This window comes from Kosakonia sp. LAM2021 (assembly GCF_016620385.1).
GTDB classification, from domain to species: domain Bacteria; phylum Pseudomonadota; class Gammaproteobacteria; order Enterobacterales; family Enterobacteriaceae; genus Kosakonia; species Kosakonia sacchari.
Genome location: NZ_JAENHT010000006.1, coordinates 100643 through 125887, shown reverse-complemented (window position 1 = coordinate 125887; position 25245 = coordinate 100643). Strand labels below are relative to the sequence as shown.

Below are 25245 nucleotides of genomic sequence, written 5' to 3'. Positions count from 1 at the left end.
GATATTTACCCTCCAATGGCGACGCCGGTAAATGTCTGGTTGACATGCAACCCGTTGTACTGCTCACCGTAGGTTGAAAAACCCACTACCCGGTTCTGCACCATGATTTCACCGATCTGCTGCTCCAGCCCCTCTTTTTCGAACTGGAGACGGCGCAGGATACAATCGCAGCCGATGATGACCGCAGGGTTTGGGATTGTCTCGTGCACTTTTTCAAATGCCTGGCTAAACGTCTGGATCGGATCTTCCGCTTTGCCGATCGAAACGATCAGCCCCTCTTCGATAGCGCAATAGCAGGTAAGAGAGAGATCGTCGTTCATTTTCTGGATGGAACGGACGTAGGGCTCATCCCCGAAAGAGAGCACCAGCGGGTTGCGGGAAAAGACAGTTGGCGTCAATTCGTCGACGGTAAGACCAAGGGATTCGGCATAGATCTGAGCGGCAGGTTCACCGTTGATCTCCATAATGAGCCGTTTTTCCGCGTCCGCCTCGGTGATAACCAGCTCGACATCGCTGGGTACAAAATGCTGGATCTTAAACGTGGCGACCGGTGAACTGGTTTCGATCACCGCGAAAACGGCGGCGTCAGAGATAAAATGACCATCGCCATCATAAATAAAGCTTTTTTCGAAACGCAGATCGTCACCGGCAGAACCGCCAATGAGGGGCACATTACCAATCTGTTGGTAAAGATTGGCCACTAGTCGCTCTTCGGCCATCGACAGACCATCCACCAGCAGCAGACCAAAACGATGCAGGTTTGGTCTCTCTTCAGTGTCGCGGCGAATGGTTTCCGCGATATCCGTAATGACCGAGGTGTATTCAAGAAGAGGATGAATGATAAACGCGCGGGCGTGAAAACCACTGCTGAGCCCAAGACCCAGCAGCCCCGAATGCTGAAAACCTTCAGTGCCAATATGGCCGGAAGAGGTACAGCCGATGCAGGGGCAGGAGAAGGTGTTTTTTAATTCGCGGCCTAACACTTCCAGATCGTAATCCGGAGAGCAAAAGAAAAGGATGGTTTCAACATCGTCATGACCAATTTGGGCGGCAAACTGGGCAACTGCTTCGACCGGGTCAGGAGATTCACTACTGGCATATCTGGGCTGGAAACTCACGGCAAATTCTCCCACTCTGTGCAGCGGTTTTCGCCTCTGCGGTAGCATGGCCCAATGCATTGCTCATTGGTCTGATGAAGGAAGATTAGGAGGTGGGTGAATAAATATCAAATCGGCAGGTTGATAATTTGACAGGCTTTTTACTTCTTTTTTCTTTTTGCATCGGCACGGTAAATTCTGCGTATTTCAACTGGTTCAGAAACGGCTTAAGGATTAACTTTCTTGAAACCCAGAAGCAGCATGCCGAAGAGATAAAGAACTTGTTGATGAGGTTATTCGGGGCAATAAGTCACGTCGATATGCTGTGGTGCGCGGGAACAATCATTTAAAGAAATAATCACGCTGGAGAGTCTCGTGCCGGCTTCCGCCATCTCCCGGATGAGCAGGGTAAGCATCGGGTCATTGGCTCTGCCAATAGTAAACGTTCTCTCAGCCTGTGCATTGGCGATGCTGACATTGATTGCGATAGAACTCAGCACCATTTTCATCGTCCGGGGCCGCCAACAACGTGAGCCAATCCTTATTAAGCAATAATCCATTAGCTCATTCTGATCGTCACTATTTCACTCCCCCGTTACTGTGGCGGGATTACTGGCAATGGGCGATCAGATTATTGTGCTGGTTATACGAAACTGAGCATTTCTGCGCCGTTGCTGGAACCATCAATTCGGCAGTTTGCAGCGTATTTTTATACCGGCATACAAGGTAGAGCGATGTTTTATGCTCCCTGGCTTCGTCCTGATAATCTGCCAGTGTCCAGACCGTGTCTTTATCCGTATCTGGCATCAGTTCAACCCGCTCTTTTGGCGAACCGACAAACACGCTGGCATCCGTAAGGGCATGCTGCTTCATCGTCGGGGACGGGAATTGCGGACACTGTATATTGTCTGCCTGCGCAATTGTGGCGAACGACAACATAGCGAAAGTGAAAAGAGCACGTTTACTCCACAACATAATAATTATCCCCGCTGTTTTCCGTGTGTGGTGCCTGATGAACACGAATCATGCGTTTGCTGACAAAATGAGGTGCAGTCACTTTTTACCAAAGGATAAAATTCGGCGAGAAAACCCTGTAACGCACTCCGCAGAATAAACAGCCGCATGAGAGAACCCATCGGTATGATTACCCTATGCTTTTTTGGCATCTATTTAAAATCAGCCGCCATTTTTGCGACTCGCAAGTAGGCAGAAACAAAAAAGCCACTTCAAGGAAGTGGCTTAATTATATGATTCTAAAGCTAAAATTTGGTGGCCCCTGTTGGGTTTGAACCAACGACCAAGCGATTATGAGTCGCCTGCTCTAACCACTGAGCTAAGGGGCCGTGGCGGGGAATTATAAAGTAACTTACCCCTGCAATCCAGCATGAATCACCTGGCTGATGTTTTTATAAACAACGCATTTTCAATCTCTTATACTGGAGTTTATCGCTTTTGATCGGGAGTTAAGCATGATCCACGATATTCTGGCACCGGGGCTGCGGGTGGTGTTTTGTGGCATCAATCCGGGCAAGTCATCTGCCCATACCGGTTTCCACTTTGCGCATCCGGGTAATCGTTTCTGGAAAGTTATCCATCAGGCCGGTTTTACCGACCAGCAACTGCGCCCGGAAGATGAGCGGCATCTACTGGATACCCGCTGTGGTATCACCATGCTGGTTGAGCGCCCAACGGTGCAGGCCACGGAAGTCGGGTTACATGAGCTGCGTAGCGGGGGCAGGGAACTGGTCAAGAAAATTGAGGATTATCAGCCTGCTGCGCTGGCGGTTTTAGGGAAGCAAGCCTTTGAGCAGGCGTTTAGCGTACGCGGTGTGAACTGGGGTAAGCAAAATATGACGATCGGCGTGACGCAGGTCTGGGTGCTGCCAAACCCCAGCGGGCTTAATCGCGCAACGCTGGATAAACTGGTGGAAGCGTATCGTGAACTGGACGAGGCACTGGTAACACGCGGCCTGTAACGGCAACCAGCGGGCAAAAAAAAGCTCCCGTATGGGAGCTTTTTTATCGCCTGACGAATTAATCGTCGAGGAAGCTACGCAGCACTTCAGAACGGCTCGGATGGCGCAGTTTACGCAGCGCCTTCGCTTCGATCTGACGGATACGTTCGCGGGTCACATCAAACTGTTTACCCACTTCTTCCAGCGTGTGATCTGTATTCATATCGATACCGAAACGCATACGCAGGACTTTCGCTTCGCGTGCGGTCAGGCCAGCCAGAACGTCGTGCGTTGCGGCGCGCAGACTTTCAGTGGTTGCAGAGTCCAGCGGCAATTCGAGGGTGGTATCCTCGATAAAATCACCCAGATGCGAATCTTCATCATCACCGATTGGTGTTTCCATGGAGATAGGCTCTTTCGCGATTTTCAGCACCTTACGGATCTTATCTTCCGGCATCAGCATACGCTCAGCCAGTTCTTCCGGCGTAGGTTCACGGCCCATTTCCTGCAGCATCTGGCGGGAGATACGGTTGAGCTTGTTGATCGTCTCAATCATATGCACCGGAATACGGATGGTGCGCGCCTGATCCGCGATGGAACGGGTGATCGCCTGACGGATCCACCAGGTTGCGTAGGTGGAGAATTTGTAACCACGGCGGTATTCGAACTTATCAACCGCTTTCATCAGACCGATGTTGCCTTCCTGAATCAGATCGAGGAACTGCAGACCGCGGTTGGTGTATTTCTTGGCGATTGAAATAACCAGACGCAAGTTCGCTTCCACCATCTCTTTCTTCGCACGACGCGCTTTCGCTTCGCCGATAGACATACGACGGTTGATGTCTTTTACCTGCTCAATGGTCAGGCCGGTTTCTTCTTCAATCTGTTGCAGCTTCATCAGGCCGCGCTGAACTTCTTCTGCCACTTCATGCAGTTTTTCCGACCAGGGTTTGTTCATGGCCAGCGCAGCGTTGAACCAGGTTTCGTTGGTTTCGTTGCCGGTGAACAGCGTGATGAAGTTTTTCTTCGGCATTTTGCACTGTTCAACGCACAGTTTCATGATGATGCGTTCCTGGGTACGTACACGATCCATCATGACTCGCATGCTGTTAACCAGGTAATCGAACTGTTTTGGCACCAGACGGAACTGTTTGAACACTTCAGACAGCTTCAGGATCTCTTCCTGCGCGGCAACGTGGCTGCGTCCTTTGGCTTTGATGGTGTCGCGAGTCAGTTCGTACTGGGTACGTAGCTCAGCGAATTTTTCACGCGCCAGTTCAGGATCGATGCTGTTGTCATCATCGCTGTCGTCGTCTTCTTCATCTTCTTCGTCTTCATCATCATCCATCTCTTCGCTGGAGAGTTCAGAACCGACGTGGGTCGCGGTTGGCGCCATGTCTTCTTCAGCGTTTGGATCGACAAAGCCGGTGATCAAATCAGAGAGGCGAGCCTGCTCAGCTTCAACGCGATCATACTGCTCCAGCAGATAGGTGATCGCTTCCGGGTATTCGGCAACGGAGCACTGAACCTGGTTAATGCCGTCTTCGATGCGTTTAGCGATGTCGATTTCGCCTTCGCGGGTCAGCAGCTCAACGGTGCCCATTTCGCGCATGTACATGCGCACCGGGTCAGTGGTTCGCCCGATTTCAGATTCAACGCTGGAAAGCACTTGTGCGGCGGCTTCTTCCGCATCTTCGTCAGTGTTGTTGGAGTTTTCGGCCAGCAACAGATCATCGGCGTCCGGTGCTTCTTCCATCACCTGGATGCCCATGTCGTTGATCATTTGGATGATGTCTTCGATCTGATCGGAGTCGACGATATCTTCCGGCAGATGGTCATTGACCTCGGCATAGGTCAGATAGCCTTGCTCCTTACCACGGGTGACAAGAAGCTTCAGCTGTGACTGCGGGTTTTGCTCCATAAGACGGTATCCACACTTAATTCATGAGGGTTGGTGTCGGTCGGCGAAATAAACCGCCAACATTTAACGCGAGGGTATATTTATATTTTTGCCGCTGGCCCTCATCGCGGCTGTCGGGATCTTCCCGATCGGTTATCGGCACTTAAGCCGTTGAATTCACTTTTTTGCCAGTTCCTGGTTCAATTGCCAGAGTTCCCGGCGTTCTTCGCTGCTTAAACCATGGGTGCGGTCACGAGCTATTAGCTCTTCTTGCCGCCGTTCAAGCATCGAATCAAACATATGATTGAGCGCGTCGGTGAACGTTTTTTCAGCGATGTCTTTATCTGCTATATCGTCCCACATCGACAGTTTTTCAAGGGTTGCGGCTTCTTTTGTGCCGCGATAGTGCTCAAGCAACTGGCCAGTAGTCAGGCCTGGCTGTGACAAACAAGTGTTGACCAGTTCTGTAAATAAGCCAAGCCCGGCAAGCCTTGATTGATCCAAACCCTCTAACGGCGGAACCTTTGGAGCCAGTTCCGGGTTCTGGATCAATAACCCTATCAGTATACGCATGGTTGTGCGTTTTAGCTGGGGAGCGGGGCGCGTCGTTGCGCTTTCCACCTGTTTTGGCATTAATCGATCAAGTTGCGCATCATCGAATATGCCAATTTTATTCCCCAACAGCTGGCGCAGCTGGATGCGTAGCGTTTCACCCGGCACCTGGTTGATTAACGGCAGCGCTAATGCGGCAAGCTGCGTTGTACCATCCGGCGTGGTTAAATCCGCCTGTGGCAACAGGCTGTTAAACAGAAACGTGGAGAGCGGCAGTGCCTGCTCCATCCGCGCTTCAAACGCCTCTTTGCCCTCTTTACGCACCAGCGTGTCCGGATCTTCGCCATCCGGTAAAAACATAAAACGCAACTGGCGGCCATCGCTCATATAAGGCAGCGCGGTTTCCAGCGCTCGCCATGCGGCATCACGGCCAGCACGGTCGCCGTCGTAACAACAGATAACATTTTTAGTTACGCGAAAAAGTAACTGAATATGATCCGCCGTCGTTGACGTTCCGAGCGAAGCCACCGCGTAGTTGATGCCGTATTGCGCCAGCGCCACCACGTCCATATAACCTTCAACGACCAACAGTCGCTGGGGCTCGTCATTATCCTGCTGCGCTTCATAAAGGCCATACAGCTGGCGGCCCTTATGGAAAATATCCGTTTCCGGGGAGTTCAGGTACTTAGGCGTATCGTTACCCAGAACGCGCCCACCAAAACCAATCACCCGTCCACGTTTGTCACGAATGGGAAACATGACCCGTTCGCGGAAACGATCGTAACTGCGTCCCTGATCGTTTGTGACCAGCATACCTGCATCAATCAGTGATTTACGGTTTTCGCTGTTGCCGCCAAAACGCTTTAATACGTTGTCCCAGCCGGGAGGCGCGTAACCAATAGCGAACCGCTCAATGATTTCGCTGCTCAAACCGCGTCTGGACAGATACTGGCGTGCAGGCTCTGCGGCAGATTGTGTCAACGATTGCTGATAAAACGCGTTTAGCCCATCCATTAATTGATAGAGCGTTTGCCGTTGATGGCGCTCTATCAGGCTGGGTCCACTGCCTGCTTCAAACGGCACTTCAAGGTTGTGCATTGCCGCCAGTTCTTCGACGCTTTCGACAAACTCGAGCTTGTCGTAGTTCATCAGGAAGTCGAGGGCGTTGCCATGCGCGCCACAGCCAAAGCAGTGGTAAAACTGTTTTTCACCGTTCACGGTGAAAGAGGGCGTTTTTTCGTTATGGAAAGGACAACACGCGTGATAATTCTTGCCCTGCTTTTTCAGCTTTACACGTGCGTCGATGAGATCGACGATGTCGGTGCGCGCCAGCAGGTCATTAATGAAGACACGTGGGATTCGTCCAGCCATAAGCCCCGTTTTGATCTTTTATAGCCGTTGTTTTCCGGGCCAACATAATGCGACCGAAATCCGCAGGTTATATCAGGTTATAAACGAAAATAAGCCGCGCATTCCTTTCGGAAGCACGGCCTTACAACTACAACTCGGTCTAAACGAAAGGGCGCTTGCCCTGACAGATTAGTACAGACGAGTACGGCGTGCGTTTTCGCGAGCCAGTTTCTTCGCGTGACGTTTCACTGCGGATGCTTTAGCGCGTTTACGTTCGGTAGTCGGTTTTTCATAGAACTCACGACGACGAACTTCCGCCAGAACACCTGCTTTCTCACAGGAACGTTTGAAGCGACGCAGAGCTACGTCGAACGGCTCGTTTTCACGTACTTTAATTACCGGCATGTGCCTCTCACCTTTGATTAATTCGGTTTGCCGCTGACGTTCACGCCAGCTTATTTCAAAATGGTGCGGAATTTTACTGCAAGTGCTGCTGCTTTGTAAAGCACCGCCGCCCTTTTTGAAAGGGGACTTTTGTAAGGGTGAGGAGTATACACGAACTCCGCTGCATGAGTGAGCAAAGTTTTACTTCGACCCGCATTCGCCCTACACTGCGCGCTATTGCAAAGAGGTAAACAGAGTCATGCGCATACTGGGCATTGAAACATCCTGCGATGAAACCGGCATCGCAATTTATGACGATCAACAAGGGCTGTTAGCCAACCAACTGTATAGTCAGGTAAAACTTCACGCCGATTACGGCGGTGTCGTGCCAGAGCTGGCTTCGCGTGATCACGTGCGTAAAACCGTGCCGCTGATTCAGGCCGCGTTGAAAGAGTCCGGATTAACTGCGAAAGATATCAATGCAGTGGCTTACACCGCAGGGCCTGGCCTCGTCGGCGCGCTGCTGGTTGGCGCGACGGTTGGCCGTTCGCTCGCTTTCGCCTGGGACGTTCCCGCTATTCCGGTTCACCATATGGAAGGGCACTTGCTGGCGCCAATGCTGGAAGAAAATCCACCGGCGTTTCCATTCGTTGCGCTGCTGGTTTCCGGCGGCCACACGCAGCTTATCAGCGTAACCGGCATCGGACATTATGAGCTGCTTGGTGAGTCGATTGATGATGCCGCCGGGGAAGCTTTTGATAAAACGGCTAAGCTGCTGGGGTTGGATTATCCTGGCGGGCCGATGCTGTCAAAACTGGCGGCTCAGGGCACCGAAGGCCGTTTTGTTTTCCCGCGTCCGATGACCGATCGTCCGGGGCTGGATTTTAGCTTCTCCGGTCTGAAAACTTTCGCGGCGAATACCATTCGTAACAACGGTTCTGACGATCAAACCCGCGCCGATATTGCGCGTGCGTTTGAAGACGCTGTTGTCGATACGCTGATGATCAAATGCAAGCGTGCGCTGGATCAAACCGGTTTTACGCGTCTGGTGATGGCGGGCGGTGTGAGCGCCAACCGTACGCTGCGCGCGAAACTGGCGGAAATGATGCACAAACGTCGTGGCGAAGTGTTCTATGCGCGCCCGGAGTTTTGCACCGATAACGGCGCGATGATCGCCTATGCGGGAATGGTGCGTCTGAAAGCGGGTAATGATGCAGGGCTGGGTGTGACGGTGCGTCCGCGCTGGCCACTGGCGGAGTTGCCTGCGGCGTAAACTGTGATGGCCCGGTAGCACATTGTGCGCCGGGCAATACTATGACGCTTTTTTTTTCTCTTCTTTTTTCTTCTTCAGCTTCGACCAGATTTTGCCTTCCTGGTGTCGCCACAGGCGCTGAATATTGTCGTGATGGCGTAGCAGGATCAGGCAGGACAGCATCGCCACCGGGAAAGTGAACTGCGGTTTGAACCACCAGACGTAAAATGGCGCGATCAACGCGCTGACAATCGCCCCCAACGATGAATAGCCGCTCAGCAGTACTGTTAACAGCCAGGTTCCCGCCATCACGCCCGTTAAATCCCAGCCGATAGGTGCGATAGCGCCAAATGCCGTCGCCACACCTTTACCGCCTTGAAACTTAAAGAAAACCGGCCAGATATGGCCAAGACAGGCGGCAATCGCAATAAGGCCGAGCCAGAACGGCGTGACGCCAAGTGCGTACGCGCCCCACACCGGCAGCATGCCTTTTAAGACGTCAAAAATCAGTACCGTTAGCGCTGCACCTTTGCCGCCAATGCGTAATACGTTGGTCGCTCCGGGGTTGCCGGAGCCACTCTCGCGCGGATCGGGCAGACCGGCGATGCGGCAGACCAGAATGGCGCTGGAAATAGAGCCACAAAGGTATGCAAGGAGAATCATCCCAGGCGCGATTGCACTCATAACGCTGTTCCGTTGTGAAAATGTCGTTTTATTCTCTGCATCCATGGATAATACGCATAAATGATGGAAAGTGGTATCCAGGTTTTGCGCAAAATCTGACAGGCAGCCAATAAAGATGCGGCCTGACAGTGGCAATGGCGGGGCAAATAGCAGGCGAGGTGAAATGGATATTGTATTTATAGAGCAGCTTTCGGTTATCACCACTATTGGTGTTTACGACTGGGAACAGACCATTGAGCAGAAGCTGGTGTTCGATATCGAAATGGCCTGGGATAACCGCGTTGCGGCGAAAAGCGACAATGTGAACGATTGTCTGAGCTATGCGGATATCGCGGATGTGATTATCGGCCATGTCGAAGGCGGGCGTTTTGCGCTGGTTGAACGCGTTGCGGAGGAGGTGGCTGAGCTGTTGCTGGCGCGCTTTAACTCGCCCTGGGTGCGTATCAAATTGAGCAAACCAGGTGCGGTTGCGCGGGCGCTGAATGTGGGCGTAATCATTGAGCGTGGCTTAAATCCGAAAGAAAGTATTTAAATTCATAATAGTTAAACCAAGCGCTAGTATTCAGGTCATAGATCTCGGTCTTTCACGGCTTCTCCGCGGGATAAGCCGTTTTTTATATCTTTTTAGGGGTTTATTTGATGGGCGATATGCATTCATTGGTGGTAGCAGCCATTCTGGGTGTCGTTGAAGGTCTCACAGAATTTCTGCCCGTATCCAGTACCGGTCACATGATCATCGTGGGGCATTTATTAGGCTTTGAAGGTGATACGGCAAAAACGTTCGAAGTGGTGATCCAGTTAGGTTCGATCCTCGCGGTGGTGGTGATGTTCTGGCGGCGTTTGTTTGGCCTGATCGGCATTCATTTCGGCAAGCAGCCGCATGAAGGCACTGGCACCGGCCGCCTGACGCTGATTCATATCCTGTTAGGTATGATCCCGGCGGTAGTGCTGGGGTTGGTATTCCACGATACCATCAAATCGCTGTTTAACCCGTTAAACGTGACCTATGCGCTGGTAGTCGGTGGTTTCTTGCTGATTGCCGCTGAAGTGCTGAAGCCGAAAGTCCCGCGCGCACAGGGCGTGGATGATATGACATATCGCCAGGCGTTTATGATTGGTTGCTTCCAGTGCCTGGCGCTGTGGCCGGGTTTTTCCCGTTCCGGGGCGACGATCTCCGGCGGTATGCTGATGGGTGTTAGCCGCTATGCGGCGTCCGAGTTCTCTTTCCTGCTGGCGGTGCCGATGATGATGGGTGCGACGGTACTGGATCTCTACAAGAGCATGGGCTTTCTAACCGTGGGTGATATCCCAATGTTCGCCGTCGGTTTTATCACCGCATTTATCGTTGCGCTGATTGCCATCAAAACCTTCCTGGAGCTGATTAAACACATCTCCTTTATTCCGTTCGCGATTTACCGTTTTGTGGTCGCGGCAGCGGTTTATCTGGTCTTCTTCTAAGACTTGCGCCCTCAGTCTTTTGGCTGAGGGCAACGGTGTTCCTTCCAGACCGCCAGAGCTGCAATCCGTCGACGCGTCAGCTCTTCACGCACTTCCGCTCCCTTAAACCCAGCCTCTATGACGGCTTTCGTCGGCACGGCGCGCGCCACTTCCCAGGCTTCACGCAGTAAACGCCCCTGCGAATAGTCGCAGGCTTCAAAACCGGTACGCCCACGCACGTCCGCTTCGCTGGTTAGCGCGATTTGCTCAACACGCTGCGGTTTACGCCAGGCGTCGATGGAATCGAACAATTTGACGATGGTTTTCGGCTGCAAAATAGGGAAGGTGTGGATCAGGTCGTGGAACTCCGCCACCAGTTTGGCTAAATCGCGGAGCTCGTTTGGTACGCGTAGCCGCTGGCACAAGCCCTCGACCAGTTTGACGCCCGCCGGGCCGTGCCCGTGGTGGCGCGGCCAGAGCGCTTTTGGCGTTAGCGCTTTGCCTAAATCGTGGCACAACGTGGCGAAACGCACATCCACCTGCGGGCTGAGCATCGCCGCCATCGAGAGCGTCATTAACGTGTGCACACCTGTATCGATTTCCGGATGCCATTTCGCCGGTGCCGGTACGCCAAACAGCGCGTCGATCTCCGGGAACAGCACTTTCAGCGCACCGCAATCGCGTAGCACCTGGAAATAAACCTGGGGATTACGGGTTTGCAGCGCGCTCTCGGTCTCTTTCCACACCCGTTCGGGTGTCAGGTGCTCAAGTTCGCCCGCATCGGTCATCGCGCGCATCAGAGCCAGCGTTTCATCGGCGATACGGAAGCTAAGGTGTGCGTAACGGGCGGCAAAGCGCGCAACGCGTAACACGCGTAGCGGATCTTCGCCAAAAGCCGGGGAGACGTGGCGCAAAATGCGGTTACGCAAATCCTGCTGGCCGCCATAGGGATCGATAATCTCGCCCTGGCTATCTTGCGCCAGCGCATTCACGGTTAAATCGCGGCGCAGCAGATCCTGCTCCAGCGTTACATCTGGCGCGGCGTAACAGGTGAAACCGGTATAGCCGGAGCCAGATTTGCGCTCGGTACGCGCCAGCGCATACTCTTCATGGCTTTGCGGGTGGAGGAACACAGGAAAGTCGCGGCCTACCTGCTGGTAACCCGCGTCGAGCATCTCTTGCGGCGTCGCGCCGACAACAACCCAATCTTTGTCTTTGACCGGCAGGCCCAACAACGTATCACGTACTGCACCACCGACCAGATAACTCTTCACGCCGCCACTCTCCTCTACACATTTGCCGACAGATAATACGTAAGTGTAGAGAAGATGGCGAATCTGCTTAGTTCATCCAGCGATCTTTGCGTTTACGGGTAGGGATCATATGCGGTAACAGCAGACCGAGGATCAGGCCCGCGCCCAGCACGCCGCCGCCATACATAAACCACTGCATAATGATGGTGCGCTGTTTGTCATCCAGTTGCAGGTTCGCGGCGCTCACCTTCTTCTGCGCCACGATTAACTCATTTTTGAGCTTTTGATTTTCATCTTTCAGACCGCTAATCACGCTATCGCTCTGGGCGACTTTCTGCTGCATTTCGGCGGTTTTCTGGTTCCAGGTATTGTCGATATTGTTCAGTTTATCGGTCAGCGTTTTCACCTGGTTTTCCAGTTCTGGCACGCGGGTGCGCAGGCTTGGCTGGCTGTTCAGCTCTTTCAGGGGGATCCACGCGGTACGTCCGGTGCTGTCGCGCACCTGGCCGTAATCACTGTTTTCCTGCAACAGCGTGACTTCCTCACCGGCATTCACCGTGCCGACAAGGCGATAATTATCGCCCGGGCCGCTACGAACCCAGGTATTCAGTTCATCGGAAACGTAACGTTTTTCTTCGGCGTGGGTACCAACGGACACGCTAAGTGCAAAAAGGGTCAATCCAATCAGGCGTAATTTTGGCATCAGGCAGTCATTATTTTCATTAAACGTGAGTGATAAACAGTGGCAACAGTCTGACGATACCTGGCTGCTGGCATCAATCGGAATCTTCCAGGTCAAACTGCGCACTTACGCGAACTTTTGCACCCGTCAGATTGCGCATTGCATGGCAATTTGACGCAAAATACTATCTACTGACAAACATCGGGCGCGTTAGTTCGCCGAAATTTTCACTGATGTGACATAACCATAAGTGCAAGGCCATGGCTCAGGAAATCGAATTAAAGTTTATCGTGAAGAGCGACAGCGTGGAAACGCTTCGTCAACATCTGCATACGCTGACCGAAGAACATATCGCGTCCAGCCAGTTACTCAACATCTATTACGAGACGCCGGATAACTGGCTGCGCAGCCACGATATGGGGCTGCGTATCCGAGGTTTTGACGGCCAGTACGAAATGACGATGAAAATCGCCGGGCGGGTAATTGGCGGTTTGCATCAGCGGCCTGAATACAATATTCCGCTTACCCAGCCGGAACTTGATCTGGCGCGCTTCCCGGCGGAAGTGTGGCCTGATGGCGTGCTACCTGCAGATTTACAAGCGCGAGTGCAGCCGCTGTTTAGCACGGATTTCTACCGTGAAAAATGGCTGGTTAACGTTGGCGAGAGCCGCATTGAAATTGGCCTTGATTTAGGCGAAGTCAAAGCGGGTGAGTTTGCCGAACCGATTTGTGAACTGGAGCTGGAACTGCTGAGCGGTTCTCCGGCGGATATCCTCAAGCTGGCGCGCCAACTGGTAAATGTCTCCGGGTTGCGTCAGGGCAGCCTGAGCAAAGCGGCGCGCGGTTATCACCTGGCACAGGGCAATGCTGTGCGCGAACGCCGCCCAACGGCGATTTTGCAAACCCCCGCCAAGGCCAGCATTGAACAGGCTTTTGCCGCCGCGCTGGAACTGGCGTTGTCGCAATGGCAATACCATGAAGAGCTGTGGGTGCGTGGGAATGAGAAAGCGAAAGCCGATGTTCTGAGCGCCATTGCCTTGCTGCGCCACACACTGGCGCTGTTTGGCGGTATTGTCCCGCGTAAAGCGAGCGCTCACTTACGTGATCTGCTAACACAGTCTGAAGCGACCATTACGTCTGCCGTTTCAGCAAATACGGCGGTGTGGAGCGCGCAATCGGCCCTGGCAAAACTGGTGCTCACCGAGTGGTTAGTGACGCAGGGCTGGCGAACCTTCCTTGATGAAAAAGCGCAGGCCAAATTCGCCGACTCCTTTAAACGCTTTGCTGACGTCCATCTGTCACGCTGCGCCGCCGAGCTGAAAAAAGCCTTTGCCCAGCCGCTGGGCGACAGCTATCGCGACCAGTTGCCGCGCCTGGCGCGTGATATCGACAGCGTGTTACTGCTGGCCGGGCATTACGATCGCGCACGCGCCGTAGAGTGGCTGGAAAACTGGCAGGGGCTTCAGCACGCCATTGAAACGCGCCAGAGAGTCGAAATCGAACATTTCCGTAATACCGCGATTACCCAGGAGCCGTTCTGGTTGCACAGCGGAAAACGTTAACGAAAGGATATTTCGCATGCCGCACCACGCAGGATTGTCGCAGCACTGGCAAACAGTATTTTCTCGTCTGCCGGAAGCGCTCACCGCGCAGCCATTAAGCGCGCAGGCGCAGTCAGTGCTCACTTTTAGTGATTTTGTTCAGGACAGCATCATCGCGCATCCTGAGTGGCTGGCAGAGCTTGAAAGCGCGCCACCGCCGGCGAACGAATGGCAACACTATGCGCAATGGCTGCAAGCGGCGCTGGATGGCGTCACCGATGAAGCCTCGCTGATGCGCGCGCTGCGGCTGTTTCGCCGTCGCATCATGGTGCGCATCGCCTGGAGCCAGGCGCTCCAGTTGGTGGCGGAAGAGGATATCCTGCAACAGCTTAGCGTGCTGGCGGAAACGCTGATCGTCGCCGCGCGCGACTGGCTTTATGACGCCTGCTGCCGTGAGTGGGGAACGCCGAGCAATCCACAAGGCGTGGCGCAGCCGATGCTGGTACTCGGCATGGGCAAACTGGGGGGCGGCGAACTCAATTTCTCATCCGATATCGATTTGATTTTCGCCTGGCCGGAAAATGGCGCAACGCGCGGCGGACGCCGTGAACTGGATAACGCGCAATTTTTCACTCGCCTTGGTCAACGGCTGATTAAAGTCCTCGACCAGCCAACGCAGGATGGCTTTGTCTACCGCGTCGATATGCGCTTGCGCCCGTTTGGCGACAGCGGCCCGCTGGTGCTGAGTTTTGCCGCGCTGGAAGATTACTACCAGGAGCAGGGGCGCGACTGGGAACGCTACGCGATGGTGAAAGCGCGCATTATGGGCGATAACGACGGCGACCATGCGCGGGAGTTGCGCGCAATGCTGCGCCCGTTTGTTTTCCGCCGTTATATCGACTTCAGCGTGATCCAGTCCCTGCGTAACATGAAAGGCATGATTGCTCGCGAAGTGCGTCGCCGTGGCCTGAAGGACAACATTAAGCTCGGCGCGGGCGGGATCCGCGAAATTGAATTTATCGTCCAGGTTTTCCAGCTGATTCGCGGCGGTCGCGAGCCTGCGCTGCAATCGCGTTCGCTGTTGCCGACGCTTGCTGCCATAGATCAACTGCATCTGCTGCCGGATGGCGACGCGACACGGCTGCGCGAGGCGTATTTGTGGCTGCGACGGCTGGAGAACCTGCTGCAAAGCATCAATGACGAACAGACACAGACGCTGCCGGGCGATGAACTGAATCGCGCGCGTCTCGCCTGGGGAATGGGCAAAGAGAGCTGGCAAGCGCTCTGCGAAACGCTGGATGCGCATATGTCGGCGGTGCGTCAGATATTTAACGATCTGATTGGCGATGATGAAACGGATTCGCCGGAAGATGCCCTTTCTGAGAGCTGGCGCGAACTGTGGCAGGATGCGTTGCAGGAGGAGGATTCCACGCCCGTGCTGGGGCATCTCTCAGAGGACGATCGCCGCCGCGTGGTGGCGCTGATTGCCGATTTTCGCAAAGAGCTGGATAAACGCACCATTGGCCCGCGCGGGCGGCAAGTGCTCGATCACTTAATGCCGCATCTGCTCAGCGATGTATGCTCGCGCGACGATGCGCCAGTGCCGCTGTCGCGCCTGACGCCGCTGCTTACCGGGATTATTACCCGCACCACTTACCTTGAGCTGCTGAGTGAATTCCCCGGCGCACTGAAACACCTCATTTCCCTGTGCGCCGCGTCGCCGATGGTTGCCAGCCAGCTGGCGCGCTACCCGCTCCTGCTCGATGAACTGCTCGATCCGAACACGCTCTATCAACCGACGGCGATGAACGCCTATCGCGATGAGCTGCGACAATACCTGCTGCGCGTGCCAGAAGATGATGAAGAGCAACAGCTTGAGGCGCTGCGGCAGTTTAAGCAGGCGCAGTTGCTGCGCGTGGCGGCGGCGGATATTGCCGGTACGTTGCCAGTAATGAAAGTGAGCGATCACTTAACCTGGCTGGCGGAAGCGATTATTGATGCGGTGGTGCAGCAAGCCTGGGGGCAGATGGTGGCGCGTTACGGCCAGCCAACGCATCTGCACGATCGCGAAGGGCGCGGTTTTGCGGTAGTCGGTTATGGCAAGCTGGGCGGCTGGGAGCTGGGTTACAGCTCCGATCTGGATCTGGTATTCCTGCACGACTGCCCGATGGATGTGATGACCGATGGCGAGCGTGAAATCGATGGTCGCCAGTTCTATTTGCGTCTCGCGCAGCGCGTGATGCACCTGTTTAGCACGCGCACGTCGTCCGGCATCCTTTATGAAGTTGATGCGCGTCTGCGTCCATCTGGCGCAGCGGGAATGCTGGTTACCACTGCGGAATCGTTCGCCGATTACCAGCAAAACGAAGCCTGGACGTGGGAACATCAGGCGCTGGCGCGCGCGCGCGTGGTGTACGGCGATCCGCAACTGACCGCCGAATTTGATGCCATTCGCCGCGATATTCTGATGACGCCTCGCGACGGCGCAACGCTGCAAACCGACGTGCGCGAAATGCGCGAGAAGATGCGCGCCCATCTTGGCAACAAGCATAAAGACCGCTTCGATCTGAAAGCCGATGAAGGCGGTATCACCGACATCGAGTTTATCGCCCAATATCTGGTGCTGCGCTTTGCCCATGACAAACCGAAACTGACGCGCTGGTCGGATAATGTGCGCATTCTCGAAGGGCTGGCGCAAAACGGCATCATGGAGGAGCAGGAAGCGCAGGCATTGACGTTGGCGTACACCACATTGCGTGATGAGCTGCACCACCTGGCGCTGCAAGAGTTGCCGGGACATGTGGCGCTCTCCTGTTTTGTCGCCGAGCGTGCGCTTATCAAAACCAGCTGGGACAAGTGGCTGGTGGAACCGTGCGCCCCGGCGTAAGTGTGGTATCATCGCGCGCAAATTTTGTATCTCTCAGGAGACAGGAATGAAAGTGACGCTGCCAGAATTTAAGCAAGCCGGTGTAATGGTGGTGGGTGATGTGATGCTGGATCGTTACTGGTATGGCCCAACCAGCCGTATCTCTCCGGAAGCGCCAGTCCCGGTTGTTAAAGTCGATACCATTGAAGAGCGTCCTGGCGGCGCGGCAAACGTGGCGATGAATATCGCCTCACTGGGCGCAACGGCGCGTCTGGTTGGCCTGACTGGCATTGACGATGCGGCGCGCGCGCTGAGCAAAGCGCTGGCCGATGTTAACGTTAAATGTGACTTCGTTTCTGTTCCGACGCATCCCACCATCACTAAGCTGCGCGTGCTGTCGCGTAACCAGCAACTGATTCGCCTGGACTTCGAAGAAGGCTTTGAAGGAGTCGATCCGCAACCAATGTATGAACGCATCAGCCAGGCGCTTGGCAATATTGGCGCGCTGGTGCTGTCGGATTACGCCAAAGGGGCGCTGGCAAGTGTTCAGCAGATGATCGCACTGGCGCGCAAAGCCGGTGTGCCGGTGCTTATCGATCCGAAAGGCACGGATTTTGAACGCTATCGCGGTGCCACATTGTTGACCCCGAATCTGTCTGAATTTGAAGCGGTGGCCGGGAAGTGCAAAAGCGAAGACGAGATCGTTGAACGCGGCATGAAAGTGATTGCCGATTACGAACTCTCTGCGCTGCTGGTTACCCGTTCCGAGCAGGGGATGACGCTGCTGCAGCCGGGCAAAGCGCCGCTGCATATGCCGACTCAGGCGCAGGAAGTGTATGACGTCACCGGTGCGGGCGATACGGTGATTGGCGTGCTGGCGGCGACGCTGGCGGCCGGGAATTCGCTGGAAGAGGCGTGCTATTTTGCCAACGCGGCTGCGGGCGTAGTGGTCGGTAAACTCGGTACCTCAACCGTGTCGCCAATCGAGCTTGAAAACGCGGTGCGTGGCCGTGCGGAAACCGGCTTCGGTGTGATGACGGAAGATGAACTGAAAGTCGCTGTCGCGGCGGCGCGTAAGCGCGGCGAGAAAGTGGTGATGACCAACGGCGTGTTCGACATTCTGCATGCCGGGCATGTCTCTTATCTGGCGAATGCGCGCAAACTGGGCGATCGCCTGATTGTTGCGGTTAACAGCGACGCGTCCACCAAACGCTTGAAAGGGGAAACTCGTCCGGTGAACCCGCTTGAGCAGCGCATGATTGTGCTGAGTGCGCTGGAAGCGGTGGACTGGGTAGTGTCGTTTGAAGAGGATACGCCGCAGCGCCTGATTGCCGGGATCCTGCCGGATCTGCTGGTGAAAGGCGGGGATTACAAACCCGAACAGATCGCGGGCAGCGAAGAGGTGTGGGCCAACGGCGGCGAAGTGCTGGTGCTCAACTTTGAAGACGGTTGCTCCACCACCAACATCATCAAAAAGATCCAGAAAGACAGCCAATAACGGCGCTGCTGGTGAATAGTGAAAAAGAAAAAGCCCTCTTTTATGAGGGCTTTTTACTATTGTTCATCAACCGGTGGAATGGCGGGGGCCGGTTTCACTTCGGTGACGTTGCCGCTGCTGCGGCTTTCCAGCTCGCTGAGGCGCTGTTCCAGCAACGCCAGTTTTTCGCGGGTGCGCAGCAGAACCTGCGTCTGCACGTCAAATTCTTCGCGGCTGACCAGATCGAGGCGGGTTAACTGCGATTGCAGCGTCTGGCGGATTTTCTTTTCAACGTCTTCCCCAAACTCACGGATCCCTTTTGGCATGGATTCGTGAACCTGTCGCGCAATCTGTTCAATTTTCTTCGGATCAATCATGTTGGGGTCCCTGTTCGGTAGGCTCATTCAGTTATTGTAGTGTGATAACCCCAGGTGATAAACCAGAATTGTTTGAAGCTTATGCATTGCCGAAGATTATCAATGGCGTTATAGTTATCGCGCTTATTCTCAGGGCGGGGCGAAATTCCCCACCGGCGGTAAATCAGCGCATGCTGAAAGCCCGCGAGCGCTTCAGGTTAACGTCTGAAGGTCAGCAGATCCGGTGTAATTCCGGGGCCGACGGTTAAAGTCCGGATGGGAGAGAGTAACGAATCTGTCGGGCAATGACGCCCGCTCGCGTTATTTTTTTGCCGCATTGCGACACTCCTAAGACTGCCCTGATTCTGGTAACCATAACTTTATTGAGGTCTTTTACCATGAATCAGACGCTGCTTTCTTCTTTTGGCACGCCTTTCCAACGTATTGAACACGCTCTTGCCGCGCTGCGCGAAGGCCGTGGTGTGATGGTGCTCGATGACGAGAACCGCGAAAACGAAGGCGACATGATTTTCGCCGCCGAAACCATGACCGTTGAGCAGATGGCGCTGACCATTCGCCACGGTAGCGGTATTGTTTGCCTGTGCCTGACCGACGAACGTCGTAAACAACTCGATCTGCCAATGATGGTAGAGAACAACACCAGCGCATTTGGCACCGGTTTTACTGTGACCATTGAAGCGGCGCACGGCGTAACCACCGGCGTTTCGGCGGCTGATCGTCTTACCACCGTTCGTGCGGCAATTGCCGATGGCGCGAAACCGTCCGATCTGAACCGCCCTGGCCACGTGTTCCCGCTGCGCGCGCAGCCGGGTGGCGTGCTGACCCGTGGTGGTCACACAGAAGCGACTATCGATTTAGTGACGCTGGCGGGCTTCAAACCAGCGGGTGTGCTATGTGAATTAACCAATGACGATGGCTCAATGGCGCGCGCCCCGGAATGCATCGCGTTTGCGAAACAGCACAATATGGCGGTAGTGACCATTGAAGACCTGGTGGCTTATCGCCAGGAGCATGAGCGTAAAGCCAGCTAAGAATTAGCTTTACCCATAAAAATCCGCAGCTTTTAGCTGCGGATTTTTTTTGCCTGTTCTGCATCAAAGTTTGGCGCGCTTCTCATCGTCACGCATTGAAAATCAAGTGCTCTACTTATAAAGTGGTAAGCGCTGCGGCGAGTATTAAAAGGGATTTGAGATTTTTCTAACTCGTTCAATTTAAGTGGCTTTGTAATTAATTTGTGAAGCAATTTTTGCCGAATATATGACGGAGGCAATGTGTTCATTTCCTGGTATTGGATTGTGGCTGTTGTTTTGATTGTCCTTGGTTATATCCACGTGCTTAAACGTAATTGCAAAGCCTGCCGCCATGATCGGGAAGCGATATATAAAGGTTATTTACGCGTGGTGGAGGAGTTGAAAAAACACCGGCGCGTTGGGCAGGGCGATTAATACACCGCTGCCCGTCATCACTCTGACTTACCCGCCAAACCCCATCGCCTGTAACGCTACCAGGCTTAATCCCATCACCGACATGCCGCACAGCACGCCGTAGCTGGGGTTGTTATTGGGATCGATCTCTTTTGCCAGCGGCATCAGCTCATCGACCGACAGCGCCACCATGATCCCGGCGACCGCCGCCATAATCGCTGCCATCACTACCGGCGAGACCAGGCTTCCCAGAATCAGCCACGCCAGCACGCCGCCAAGGATTTCTGCCATACCTGAAATACCCGCCCAGAATACCGCACTGCGTTTTGACCCGGTCGCCGCATAGACCGGCCCTGCAACCGCCAGTCCTTCAGGAATATTGTGTAACGCGACCGCAAAAGCGATGCCAAAGCCGAGTTCCAGGTCGTTACTGGCGGTAACGTAAGTGGCGATCCCTTCCGGGAAGTTATGCAGGCTGATACCGAGCGTCAGCAAAATAGCGGTACGGCGAATGCCGCGCGGAAAAGTTTGCTGTGTACCCTGCATTAAATCTTGCGGATGCGCGTGAGGTAGCATGCGATCCAGCGCGAAATAGCCCAGCAAGCCGACCACAAACATGCCGTAGCCGAGCATGGGCGACATATTTTCCGTTGCCAGCGCGGCGGGCAACATCTCCATCAGCGAGATAAGCAGCATGATCCCGGCGGCAAAACCGAGCGAAAACGCCAGTACGCGGTTTGAGGGCTTCTGGCCGATAACACCAAGAAGCGCGCCAATAAATGTCGCCGCGCCTGCCAGGATGGTCAGAATCAAAGGTACTGACATAGCTTACTCCTTTATGATAATCATTCTCATTAATCTAAGTTTTTGTTGCAGGAAAAGCGAGACGGGTTGGCTATCTTTACGCATTCCTTACATTCAAAATTACTGATGATCTTCATCATGGTTATCTGAGTTCTTCACCCGCCGAAAAAGCGTAATCTACGTTTAACAAATAGACACACTCAGTAAGGATATCACCATGTCAGCACCTCGCATGCCTGCACTGTTTTTGGGCCATGGCAGCCCAATGAATGTGCTGGAAGATAACGTTTATACTCGCGCCTGGAGCGCTCTGGGCGAGACGCTGCCACGCCCGAAAGCGATTGTGGTGGTATCCGCGCACTGGTTTACTCGCGGAACCGGCGTCACCGCCATGGAAGCGCCGAAAACTATCCATGATTTCGGTGGTTTCCCGCAGGCGTTATACGATACGCATTATCCGGCTCCTGGCTCGCCGGAACTGGCGCAACGCTTAGTTGAATTGCTCTCACCTGTGCCGGTAACGCTGGATAAAGAAGCCTGGGGGTTTGATCACGGTTCATGGGGCGTGTTGATCAAAATGTACCCGAACGCGGATATTCCGATGGTGCAGCTCAGTATCGACAGCACCAAACCGGCGGCATGGCACTTCGAAATGGGCCGTAAGCTGGTGTCGCTTCGCGATGAAGGCATCATGCTGGTGGCCAGCGGTAATGTGGTGCATAACCTGCGTACTGCGCGCTGGCACGGCGAAAATACGCCGTATCCGTGGGCCATTGCGTTCAATGATTATGTGAAAGAGAACCTGACCTGGCAGGGGCCCGGCGAGCAGCATCCGTTGGTCAATTATCTTGACCATGAAGGTGGTTCGCTCTCTAACCCGACGCCGGATCACTTCCTGCCTCTGCTGTATGTGCTTGGCGCATGGGATGGCAAGGAACCTGTGTCGATACCGGTTGATGGTATCGAGATGGGATCGCTCAGTATGCTCTCGGTCCAGGTTGGCTAAATGAATGGCGCGTATGCGCCATTTTTTTTACCTGAAAATGGAAAATTTCGAGCAGAGTCGCAAAAAAACGCATCTGAAATAGGGTTTTTTTGAAAATAAAAAGAGCTTCGCTACAAAAATGAAACGCTGTGCTGAATTTTTGCTCTTTTTGTGAACACCATCGTCGCAATAACCCACCTGAGTGTCTACGCTTCAGAGTGTCTACTTTTTAGACATACCCATAAAAACAATCCGGTGTAATGCCACGAACATTCTGTTCGCGGCCGGTCTTTTGTGCCTAAAAATTAAACCCTCTGGAGACACGGAAATATGAACTCAGCGAAAACCTTACTGAAAGTCTGTATTAGTTCCGCTCTGCTGTTTATCTCCCACGCCTCTGTCGCCCAAACCTTTCGCGCTGCCGATGTTCACCCTGCCGACTACCCGAACGTGGTGGCAGTAAAACATATGGGGGAAAAGCTCAGTAAGGCAACTGACGGTCGACTGGATATAAAGACCTTTCCAGGCGGCGTATTAGGTGACGAGAAACAAGTTATTGAGCAGGCGCAAATTGGCGCTATTGATATTATTCGTGTCTCTATGACACCAGTGGCGGCGATATTACCGGAGATAAACGTTTTTACACTGCCTTATATTTTCCGCGATGAAGACCATATGCATAAAGTGCTTGATGGCATGATTGGCCAGGAAATTGGTAACCGCCTGTCAGAAAGCAGCAAATCGCGCCTGATCTTCCTGGGCTGGATGGACGCCGGTACGCGTAATCTGATCACCAAAGCGCCTGTCACTAAGCCGGAAGATCTTAAGGGCATGAAGATCCGCGTGCAGGGCAGCCCAATTGCACTCGATACCCTGAAAGCGATGGGCGCTAACTCGGTGGCGATGGGGGTCAGCGAAGTATTCAGCGGAATGCAAACCGGGGTGATTGATGGCACGGAAAATAACCCGCCAACTTTTGTCGCGCACAACTATTTACCGGTCGTCAAAAATTATACCTGGAGTAAGCACTTTATTATTCCCGAGCTGTTTTTGTTCTCAAAAGCCAAATGGGACAAGCTGAAAAAAGAGGATCAGGAATTAATTCTGAAACTGGCTAAAGAGGCACAAGCCGAACAGCGAGAATTGTGGAAAACCTATAACGAAAAATCGCTGGAAGCGATGAAAACGGGCGGTGTGCAATTTCACGACATCGATACCAAAGCGTTTTATGAAGCCACACAACCGGTTCGCGATAAATACGGTAAAGAGCATCAGGAACTGATTACCCGTATTCAGCAAGTGCAATAACCTCTGCCGGGCAGGCGCGTTCTGCTCCCTGCCCATTTGCAACTTTCACCGGGAAAACTGCTATGGCTGAACGCTATTCGTTGTTGATGGATATTCTTTACCGGATATCGATGTGGATTGCAGGTCTGGCGCTGTTAATTATGGTGGCGATTATTCCGGTGGGCATTTTCGCCCGCTATGTCATGAACAGCGCGTTATCGTGGCCGGAGCCGGTCGCCATTATTTGCATGATGACCTTTACCTTTATTGGCGCCGCCGTGAGTTACCGCGCGGGGTCGCATATTGCGGTCAGTATGGTTACCGATCGTTTAAGCGAACCGCTGCGCAAAGTCTGCTTTGTATTCGCGGACTTAATGCTGCTGGCGATCAGCGTTTTTATTCTCTGGTATAGCACTGCGCTGTGCGCGGAGTTGTGGGAACAGCCGGTCGCCGAATTCCCGCTCTTTACCGCAGGCGAAAGCTATCTACCGCTGCCTGTCGGTTCTGCCATTACCATTTTGTTCATTATCGAAAAAATGCTTTTTGGCGCGCAATATCACCGCCCGGTGGTGATGCTGGGTTCGTCGAGCTAATCCTCCGATCACATCCCGTAAGGAACGTTTATGGATGCATTTATTCTGATCTTTACGCTGGCCATTATGCTGGCGGTGGGTGTACCGGTGGCTTACGCTGTGGGCATTAGCGCCGTGCTGGGTGCGTGGTATATCGATATTCCGCTGGAAGCGGTGATGATCCAGCTGACGAACGGCGTGAATAAGTTCTCGCTGCTGGCAATCCCGTTTTTTATTCTCGCAGGCGCGATCATGGCGGAAGGGGGAATTGCCCGGCGGTTAGTGAATTTCGCCTATATCTTTGTCGGCTTTATTCGCGGCGGACTGTCGTTAGTAAATATTGTCGCTTCCACGTTTTTCGGTGCGATTTCTGGATCGTCCGTGGCAGATACCGCCTCGATCGGTTCGGTGATGATCCCGGAAATGGACAAAAAAGGGTACCCGCGTGATTTTGCTGCTGCGGTCACCGCCAGCGGATCGGTGCAGGCGATCTTAACGCCGCCAAGTCACAACTCGGTGATCTACTCGCTGGCGACGGGCGGTACAGTTTCTATTGCCGCACTGTTTATTGCGGGGATCCTGCCGGGTTTGTTGCTCAGTTTTACACTGATGGTAATGTGCGTGGCATTCGCCCATAAACGCGGTTATCCAAAAGGGGAGCGCGTGCCGTTTCGCCAGGCGTTGAAGATCTTTGTGGATACGCTGTGGGGGTTGATGACCGTGGTGATCATCATGGGCGGCATCCTGTCCGGGATCTTCACTGCGACGGAATCGGCGGCAATCGCCTGCTTGTGGGCCTTTTTCGTCACCATGTTTATTTACCGCGATTACAAATGGTCGGAACTGCCGAAGCTGATGTACCGCACGGTGAAAACGGTGACGATTGTGATGATCCTGATTGGCTTTGCCGCCGCGTTCGGGGCGGTAATGACCTATATGCAATTGCCCGCCCGCATTACGGAAGCCTTCACCCAAATCTCGGATAACAAATACGTTATTTTGATGTGTATTAACATCATGCTGCTGTTGCTCGGCACGCTGATGGATATGGCGCCGCTGATTTTGATCCTGACGCCGGTGCTGCTGCCGGTGACCAATGCGCTTGGGATCGATCCGGTACATTTCGGCATGATCATGCTGGTGAACCTGGGAATTGGATTGATCACCCCGCCTGTCGGATCGGTGCTGTTTGTCGCCAGTGCGGTCAGTAAGCAGAAGATCGAACAGGTGGTAAAAGCGATGCTGCCCTTTTATGCCGTATTGTTTTTAGTGTTGATATTGGTGACCTATATTCCGGCGATCTCGCTGTTCCTGCCGAAACTGTTTGGCGTGTTGTAAACAATAAAAAACCCGGCGCAACGGGCCG

24 protein-coding genes, 1 tRNA gene and 1 riboswitch are annotated in these 25245 nt (G+C 53.7%); of the genes, 13 read left to right on the top strand and 12 right to left on the bottom strand.

Annotation, left to right across the window (positions count from 1 at the left end; all coding sequences use genetic code 11):
• Positions 1–5: 5 nt before the first annotated feature.
• The 4 genes from JKP81_RS14505 to JKP81_RS14490 all read right to left on the bottom strand — a co-directional run bounded on the left by JKP81_RS14505 (position 6) and on the right by JKP81_RS14490 (position 2440).
• Complete coding sequence (locus JKP81_RS14505) at positions 6–1118, bottom strand: FIST N-terminal domain-containing protein (protein WP_200552298.1); 1113 nt, start codon at positions 1116–1118, stop codon at positions 6–8.
• 272 nt (positions 1119–1390) lie between these two features.
• Entirely contained in the window at positions 1391–1606 is a 216-nt protein-coding gene (locus JKP81_RS14500) for a hypothetical protein (protein ID WP_200552297.1), read from the bottom strand.
• A 100-nt stretch (positions 1607–1706) separates the two neighbouring features.
• Positions 1707–2072 carry an STY0301 family protein gene (locus JKP81_RS14495; RefSeq protein WP_200552296.1) on the bottom strand — a complete coding sequence of 122 codons (366 nt, stop codon included), beginning with the start codon at positions 2070–2072 and terminating at the stop codon, positions 1707–1709.
• A gap of 292 nt (positions 2073–2364) precedes the next feature.
• Positions 2365–2440, bottom strand: a tRNA-Ile gene (locus JKP81_RS14490).
• A 126-nt stretch (positions 2441–2566) separates the two neighbouring features.
• On the opposite strand from JKP81_RS14490, the gene mug reads away from it, so the two are divergent.
• Entirely contained in the window at positions 2567–3073 is a 507-nt protein-coding gene (gene mug / locus JKP81_RS14485; protein ID WP_200552295.1) for a G/U mismatch-specific DNA glycosylase, read from the top strand.
• Positions 3074–3131: 58 nt separating this feature from the next.
• On the opposite strand, the gene rpoD is transcribed toward mug, so the two are convergent.
• From rpoD to rpsU, 3 genes are all read right to left on the bottom strand, one after another.
• Positions 3132–4973, bottom strand: a complete 1842-nt coding sequence (rpoD, locus tag JKP81_RS14480) for an RNA polymerase sigma factor RpoD (protein WP_017457431.1) — start codon at positions 4971–4973, stop codon at positions 3132–3134.
• A gap of 156 nt (positions 4974–5129) precedes the next feature.
• Positions 5130–6875: a DNA primase gene (gene dnaG / locus JKP81_RS14475; RefSeq protein ID WP_200552294.1), complete on the bottom strand. Its 1746-nt coding sequence runs from the start codon at positions 6873–6875 to the stop codon at positions 5130–5132.
• Between the two features lie 168 nt (positions 6876–7043).
• Positions 7044–7259 carry a 30S ribosomal protein S21 gene (rpsU, locus tag JKP81_RS14470; RefSeq protein WP_001144069.1) on the bottom strand — a complete coding sequence of 72 codons (216 nt, stop codon included), beginning with the start codon at positions 7257–7259 and terminating at the stop codon, positions 7044–7046.
• A 238-nt stretch (positions 7260–7497) separates the two neighbouring features.
• Between rpsU and tsaD the strand changes: the two genes are divergently transcribed.
• Positions 7498–8511 carry a tRNA (adenosine(37)-N6)-threonylcarbamoyltransferase complex transferase subunit TsaD gene (gene tsaD, locus JKP81_RS14465; RefSeq protein WP_200552293.1) on the top strand — a complete coding sequence of 338 codons (1014 nt, stop codon included), beginning with the start codon at positions 7498–7500 and terminating at the stop codon, positions 8509–8511.
• A 39-nt stretch (positions 8512–8550) separates the two neighbouring features.
• Here the strand turns inward: tsaD and plsY are convergent, their stop codons facing one another.
• The gene (plsY, locus tag JKP81_RS14460; RefSeq protein ID WP_200552292.1) at positions 8551–9174 is read right to left on the bottom strand and encodes a glycerol-3-phosphate 1-O-acyltransferase PlsY; all 624 of its coding nucleotides are present in this window, start codon (positions 9172–9174) and stop codon (positions 8551–8553) included.
• A gap of 163 nt (positions 9175–9337) precedes the next feature.
• Here plsY and folB point away from each other — a divergent pair, with 163 nt between their 5' ends.
• Together folB and bacA are read left to right on the top strand one after the other, a co-directional pair.
• On the top strand, positions 9338–9706 hold the full coding sequence (gene folB, locus JKP81_RS14455; RefSeq protein ID WP_065370028.1) for a bifunctional dihydroneopterin aldolase/7,8-dihydroneopterin epimerase: 369 nt from the start codon (positions 9338–9340) through the stop codon (positions 9704–9706).
• Positions 9707–9813: 107 nt separating this feature from the next.
• Positions 9814–10632 (top strand): undecaprenyl-diphosphate phosphatase, encoded by an 819-nt coding sequence (bacA, locus tag JKP81_RS14450; RefSeq protein ID WP_200552291.1) that lies wholly within the window; start codon positions 9814–9816, stop codon positions 10630–10632.
• Between the two features lie 11 nt (positions 10633–10643).
• On the opposite strand, the gene JKP81_RS14445 is transcribed toward bacA, so the two are convergent.
• A complete protein-coding gene (locus JKP81_RS14445; protein ID WP_200552290.1) occupies positions 10644–11885 on the bottom strand; it encodes a multifunctional CCA addition/repair protein in 1242 nt (413 codons plus the stop codon).
• A gap of 67 nt (positions 11886–11952) precedes the next feature.
• The gene (locus JKP81_RS14440) at positions 11953–12567 is read right to left on the bottom strand and encodes a TIGR04211 family SH3 domain-containing protein (protein WP_065370030.1); all 615 of its coding nucleotides are present in this window, start codon (positions 12565–12567) and stop codon (positions 11953–11955) included.
• 239 nt (positions 12568–12806) lie between these two features.
• Between JKP81_RS14440 and JKP81_RS14435 the strand changes: the two genes are divergently transcribed.
• Genes JKP81_RS14435 through hldE form a run of 3 tightly spaced genes read left to right on the top strand, consistent with a single transcriptional unit; the run spans position 12807 to position 18451 of the window.
• The gene (locus JKP81_RS14435) at positions 12807–14108 is read left to right on the top strand and encodes an inorganic triphosphatase (protein WP_200552289.1); all 1302 of its coding nucleotides are present in this window, start codon (positions 12807–12809) and stop codon (positions 14106–14108) included.
• Between the two features lie 16 nt (positions 14109–14124).
• Positions 14125–16974: a bifunctional [glutamate--ammonia ligase]-adenylyl-L-tyrosine phosphorylase/[glutamate--ammonia-ligase] adenylyltransferase gene (gene glnE / locus JKP81_RS14430; RefSeq protein WP_200552288.1), complete on the top strand. Its 2850-nt coding sequence runs from the start codon at positions 14125–14127 to the stop codon at positions 16972–16974.
• Between the two features lie 46 nt (positions 16975–17020).
• On the top strand, positions 17021–18451 hold the full coding sequence (hldE, locus tag JKP81_RS14425; RefSeq protein ID WP_200552287.1) for a bifunctional D-glycero-beta-D-manno-heptose-7-phosphate kinase/D-glycero-beta-D-manno-heptose 1-phosphate adenylyltransferase HldE: 1431 nt from the start codon (positions 17021–17023) through the stop codon (positions 18449–18451).
• A 56-nt stretch (positions 18452–18507) separates the two neighbouring features.
• Here hldE and ubiK read toward each other — a convergent pair whose 3' ends face one another.
• Entirely contained in the window at positions 18508–18807 is a 300-nt protein-coding gene (gene ubiK / locus JKP81_RS14420; protein ID WP_020455298.1) for a ubiquinone biosynthesis accessory factor UbiK, read from the bottom strand.
• 121 nt (positions 18808–18928) lie between these two features.
• A riboswitch (FMN riboswitch) is annotated at positions 18929–19078 on the top strand.
• Positions 19079–19184: 106 nt separating this feature from the next.
• Between ubiK and ribB the strand changes: the two genes are divergently transcribed.
• On the top strand, positions 19185–19838 hold the full coding sequence (ribB, locus tag JKP81_RS14415) for a 3,4-dihydroxy-2-butanone-4-phosphate synthase (RefSeq protein ID WP_017457444.1): 654 nt from the start codon (positions 19185–19187) through the stop codon (positions 19836–19838).
• A 264-nt stretch (positions 19839–20102) separates the two neighbouring features.
• Positions 20103–20252 (top strand): hypothetical protein, encoded by a 150-nt coding sequence (locus tag JKP81_RS14410; RefSeq protein WP_200552286.1) that lies wholly within the window; start codon positions 20103–20105, stop codon positions 20250–20252.
• 27 nt (positions 20253–20279) lie between these two features.
• Here the strand turns inward: JKP81_RS14410 and zupT are convergent, their stop codons facing one another.
• On the bottom strand, positions 20280–21056 hold the full coding sequence (zupT, locus tag JKP81_RS14405; protein WP_017457446.1) for a zinc transporter ZupT: 777 nt from the start codon (positions 21054–21056) through the stop codon (positions 20280–20282).
• Positions 21057–21252: 196 nt separating this feature from the next.
• Here zupT and ygiD point away from each other — a divergent pair, with 196 nt between their 5' ends.
• The 4 genes from ygiD (at position 21253) to JKP81_RS14385 (ending at position 25217) form a co-directional block, all read left to right on the top strand.
• Positions 21253–22041 (top strand): 4,5-DOPA dioxygenase extradiol, encoded by a 789-nt coding sequence (ygiD, locus tag JKP81_RS14400; RefSeq protein WP_200552285.1) that lies wholly within the window; start codon positions 21253–21255, stop codon positions 22039–22041.
• A gap of 309 nt (positions 22042–22350) precedes the next feature.
• The gene (locus JKP81_RS14395) at positions 22351–23328 is read left to right on the top strand and encodes a TRAP transporter substrate-binding protein (RefSeq protein WP_017457449.1); all 978 of its coding nucleotides are present in this window, start codon (positions 22351–22353) and stop codon (positions 23326–23328) included.
• A 62-nt stretch (positions 23329–23390) separates the two neighbouring features.
• The gene (locus tag JKP81_RS14390; RefSeq protein ID WP_200552284.1) at positions 23391–23900 is read left to right on the top strand and encodes a TRAP transporter small permease; all 510 of its coding nucleotides are present in this window, start codon (positions 23391–23393) and stop codon (positions 23898–23900) included.
• A 30-nt stretch (positions 23901–23930) separates the two neighbouring features.
• Positions 23931–25217 carry a TRAP transporter large permease gene (locus tag JKP81_RS14385; RefSeq protein WP_200552283.1) on the top strand — a complete coding sequence of 429 codons (1287 nt, stop codon included), beginning with the start codon at positions 23931–23933 and terminating at the stop codon, positions 25215–25217.
• Positions 25218–25245 lie beyond the last annotated feature (28 nt).

Coding starts and splice junctions, on each gene's coding strand:
- JKP81_RS14500 (WP_200552297.1), bottom strand. CDS start 1,606: ATGAAAATGGTGCTGAGTTCTATCGCAATCAATGTCAGCATCGCCAAT.
- JKP81_RS14495 (WP_200552296.1), bottom strand. CDS start 2,072: ATGTTGTGGAGTAAACGTGCTCTTTTCACTTTCGCTATGTTGTCGTTC.
- mug (WP_200552295.1), top strand. CDS start 2,567: ATGATCCACGATATTCTGGCACCGGGGCTGCGGGTGGTGTTTTGTGGC.
- rpoD (WP_017457431.1), bottom strand. CDS start 4,973: ATGGAGCAAAACCCGCAGTCACAGCTGAAGCTTCTTGTCACCCGTGGT.
- dnaG (WP_200552294.1), bottom strand. CDS start 6,875: ATGGCTGGACGAATCCCACGTGTCTTCATTAATGACCTGCTGGCGCGC.
- rpsU (WP_001144069.1), bottom strand. CDS start 7,259: ATGCCGGTAATTAAAGTACGTGAAAACGAGCCGTTCGACGTAGCTCTG.
- tsaD (WP_200552293.1), top strand. CDS start 7,498: ATGCGCATACTGGGCATTGAAACATCCTGCGATGAAACCGGCATCGCA.
- plsY (WP_200552292.1), bottom strand. CDS start 9,174: ATGAGTGCAATCGCGCCTGGGATGATTCTCCTTGCATACCTTTGTGGC.
- folB (WP_065370028.1), top strand. CDS start 9,338: ATGGATATTGTATTTATAGAGCAGCTTTCGGTTATCACCACTATTGGT.
- bacA (WP_200552291.1), top strand. CDS start 9,814: ATGGGCGATATGCATTCATTGGTGGTAGCAGCCATTCTGGGTGTCGTT.
- JKP81_RS14440 (WP_065370030.1), bottom strand. CDS start 12,567: ATGCCAAAATTACGCCTGATTGGATTGACCCTTTTTGCACTTAGCGTG.
- JKP81_RS14435 (WP_200552289.1), top strand. CDS start 12,807: ATGGCTCAGGAAATCGAATTAAAGTTTATCGTGAAGAGCGACAGCGTG.
- glnE (WP_200552288.1), top strand. CDS start 14,125: ATGCCGCACCACGCAGGATTGTCGCAGCACTGGCAAACAGTATTTTCT.
- hldE (WP_200552287.1), top strand. CDS start 17,021: ATGAAAGTGACGCTGCCAGAATTTAAGCAAGCCGGTGTAATGGTGGTG.
- ubiK (WP_020455298.1), bottom strand. CDS start 18,807: ATGATTGATCCGAAGAAAATTGAACAGATTGCGCGACAGGTTCACGAA.
- ribB (WP_017457444.1), top strand. CDS start 19,185: ATGAATCAGACGCTGCTTTCTTCTTTTGGCACGCCTTTCCAACGTATT.
- zupT (WP_017457446.1), bottom strand. CDS start 21,056: ATGTCAGTACCTTTGATTCTGACCATCCTGGCAGGCGCGGCGACATTT.
- ygiD (WP_200552285.1), top strand. CDS start 21,253: ATGTCAGCACCTCGCATGCCTGCACTGTTTTTGGGCCATGGCAGCCCA.
- JKP81_RS14395 (WP_017457449.1), top strand. CDS start 22,351: ATGAACTCAGCGAAAACCTTACTGAAAGTCTGTATTAGTTCCGCTCTG.
- JKP81_RS14390 (WP_200552284.1), top strand. CDS start 23,391: ATGGCTGAACGCTATTCGTTGTTGATGGATATTCTTTACCGGATATCG.
- JKP81_RS14385 (WP_200552283.1), top strand. CDS start 23,931: ATGGATGCATTTATTCTGATCTTTACGCTGGCCATTATGCTGGCGGTG.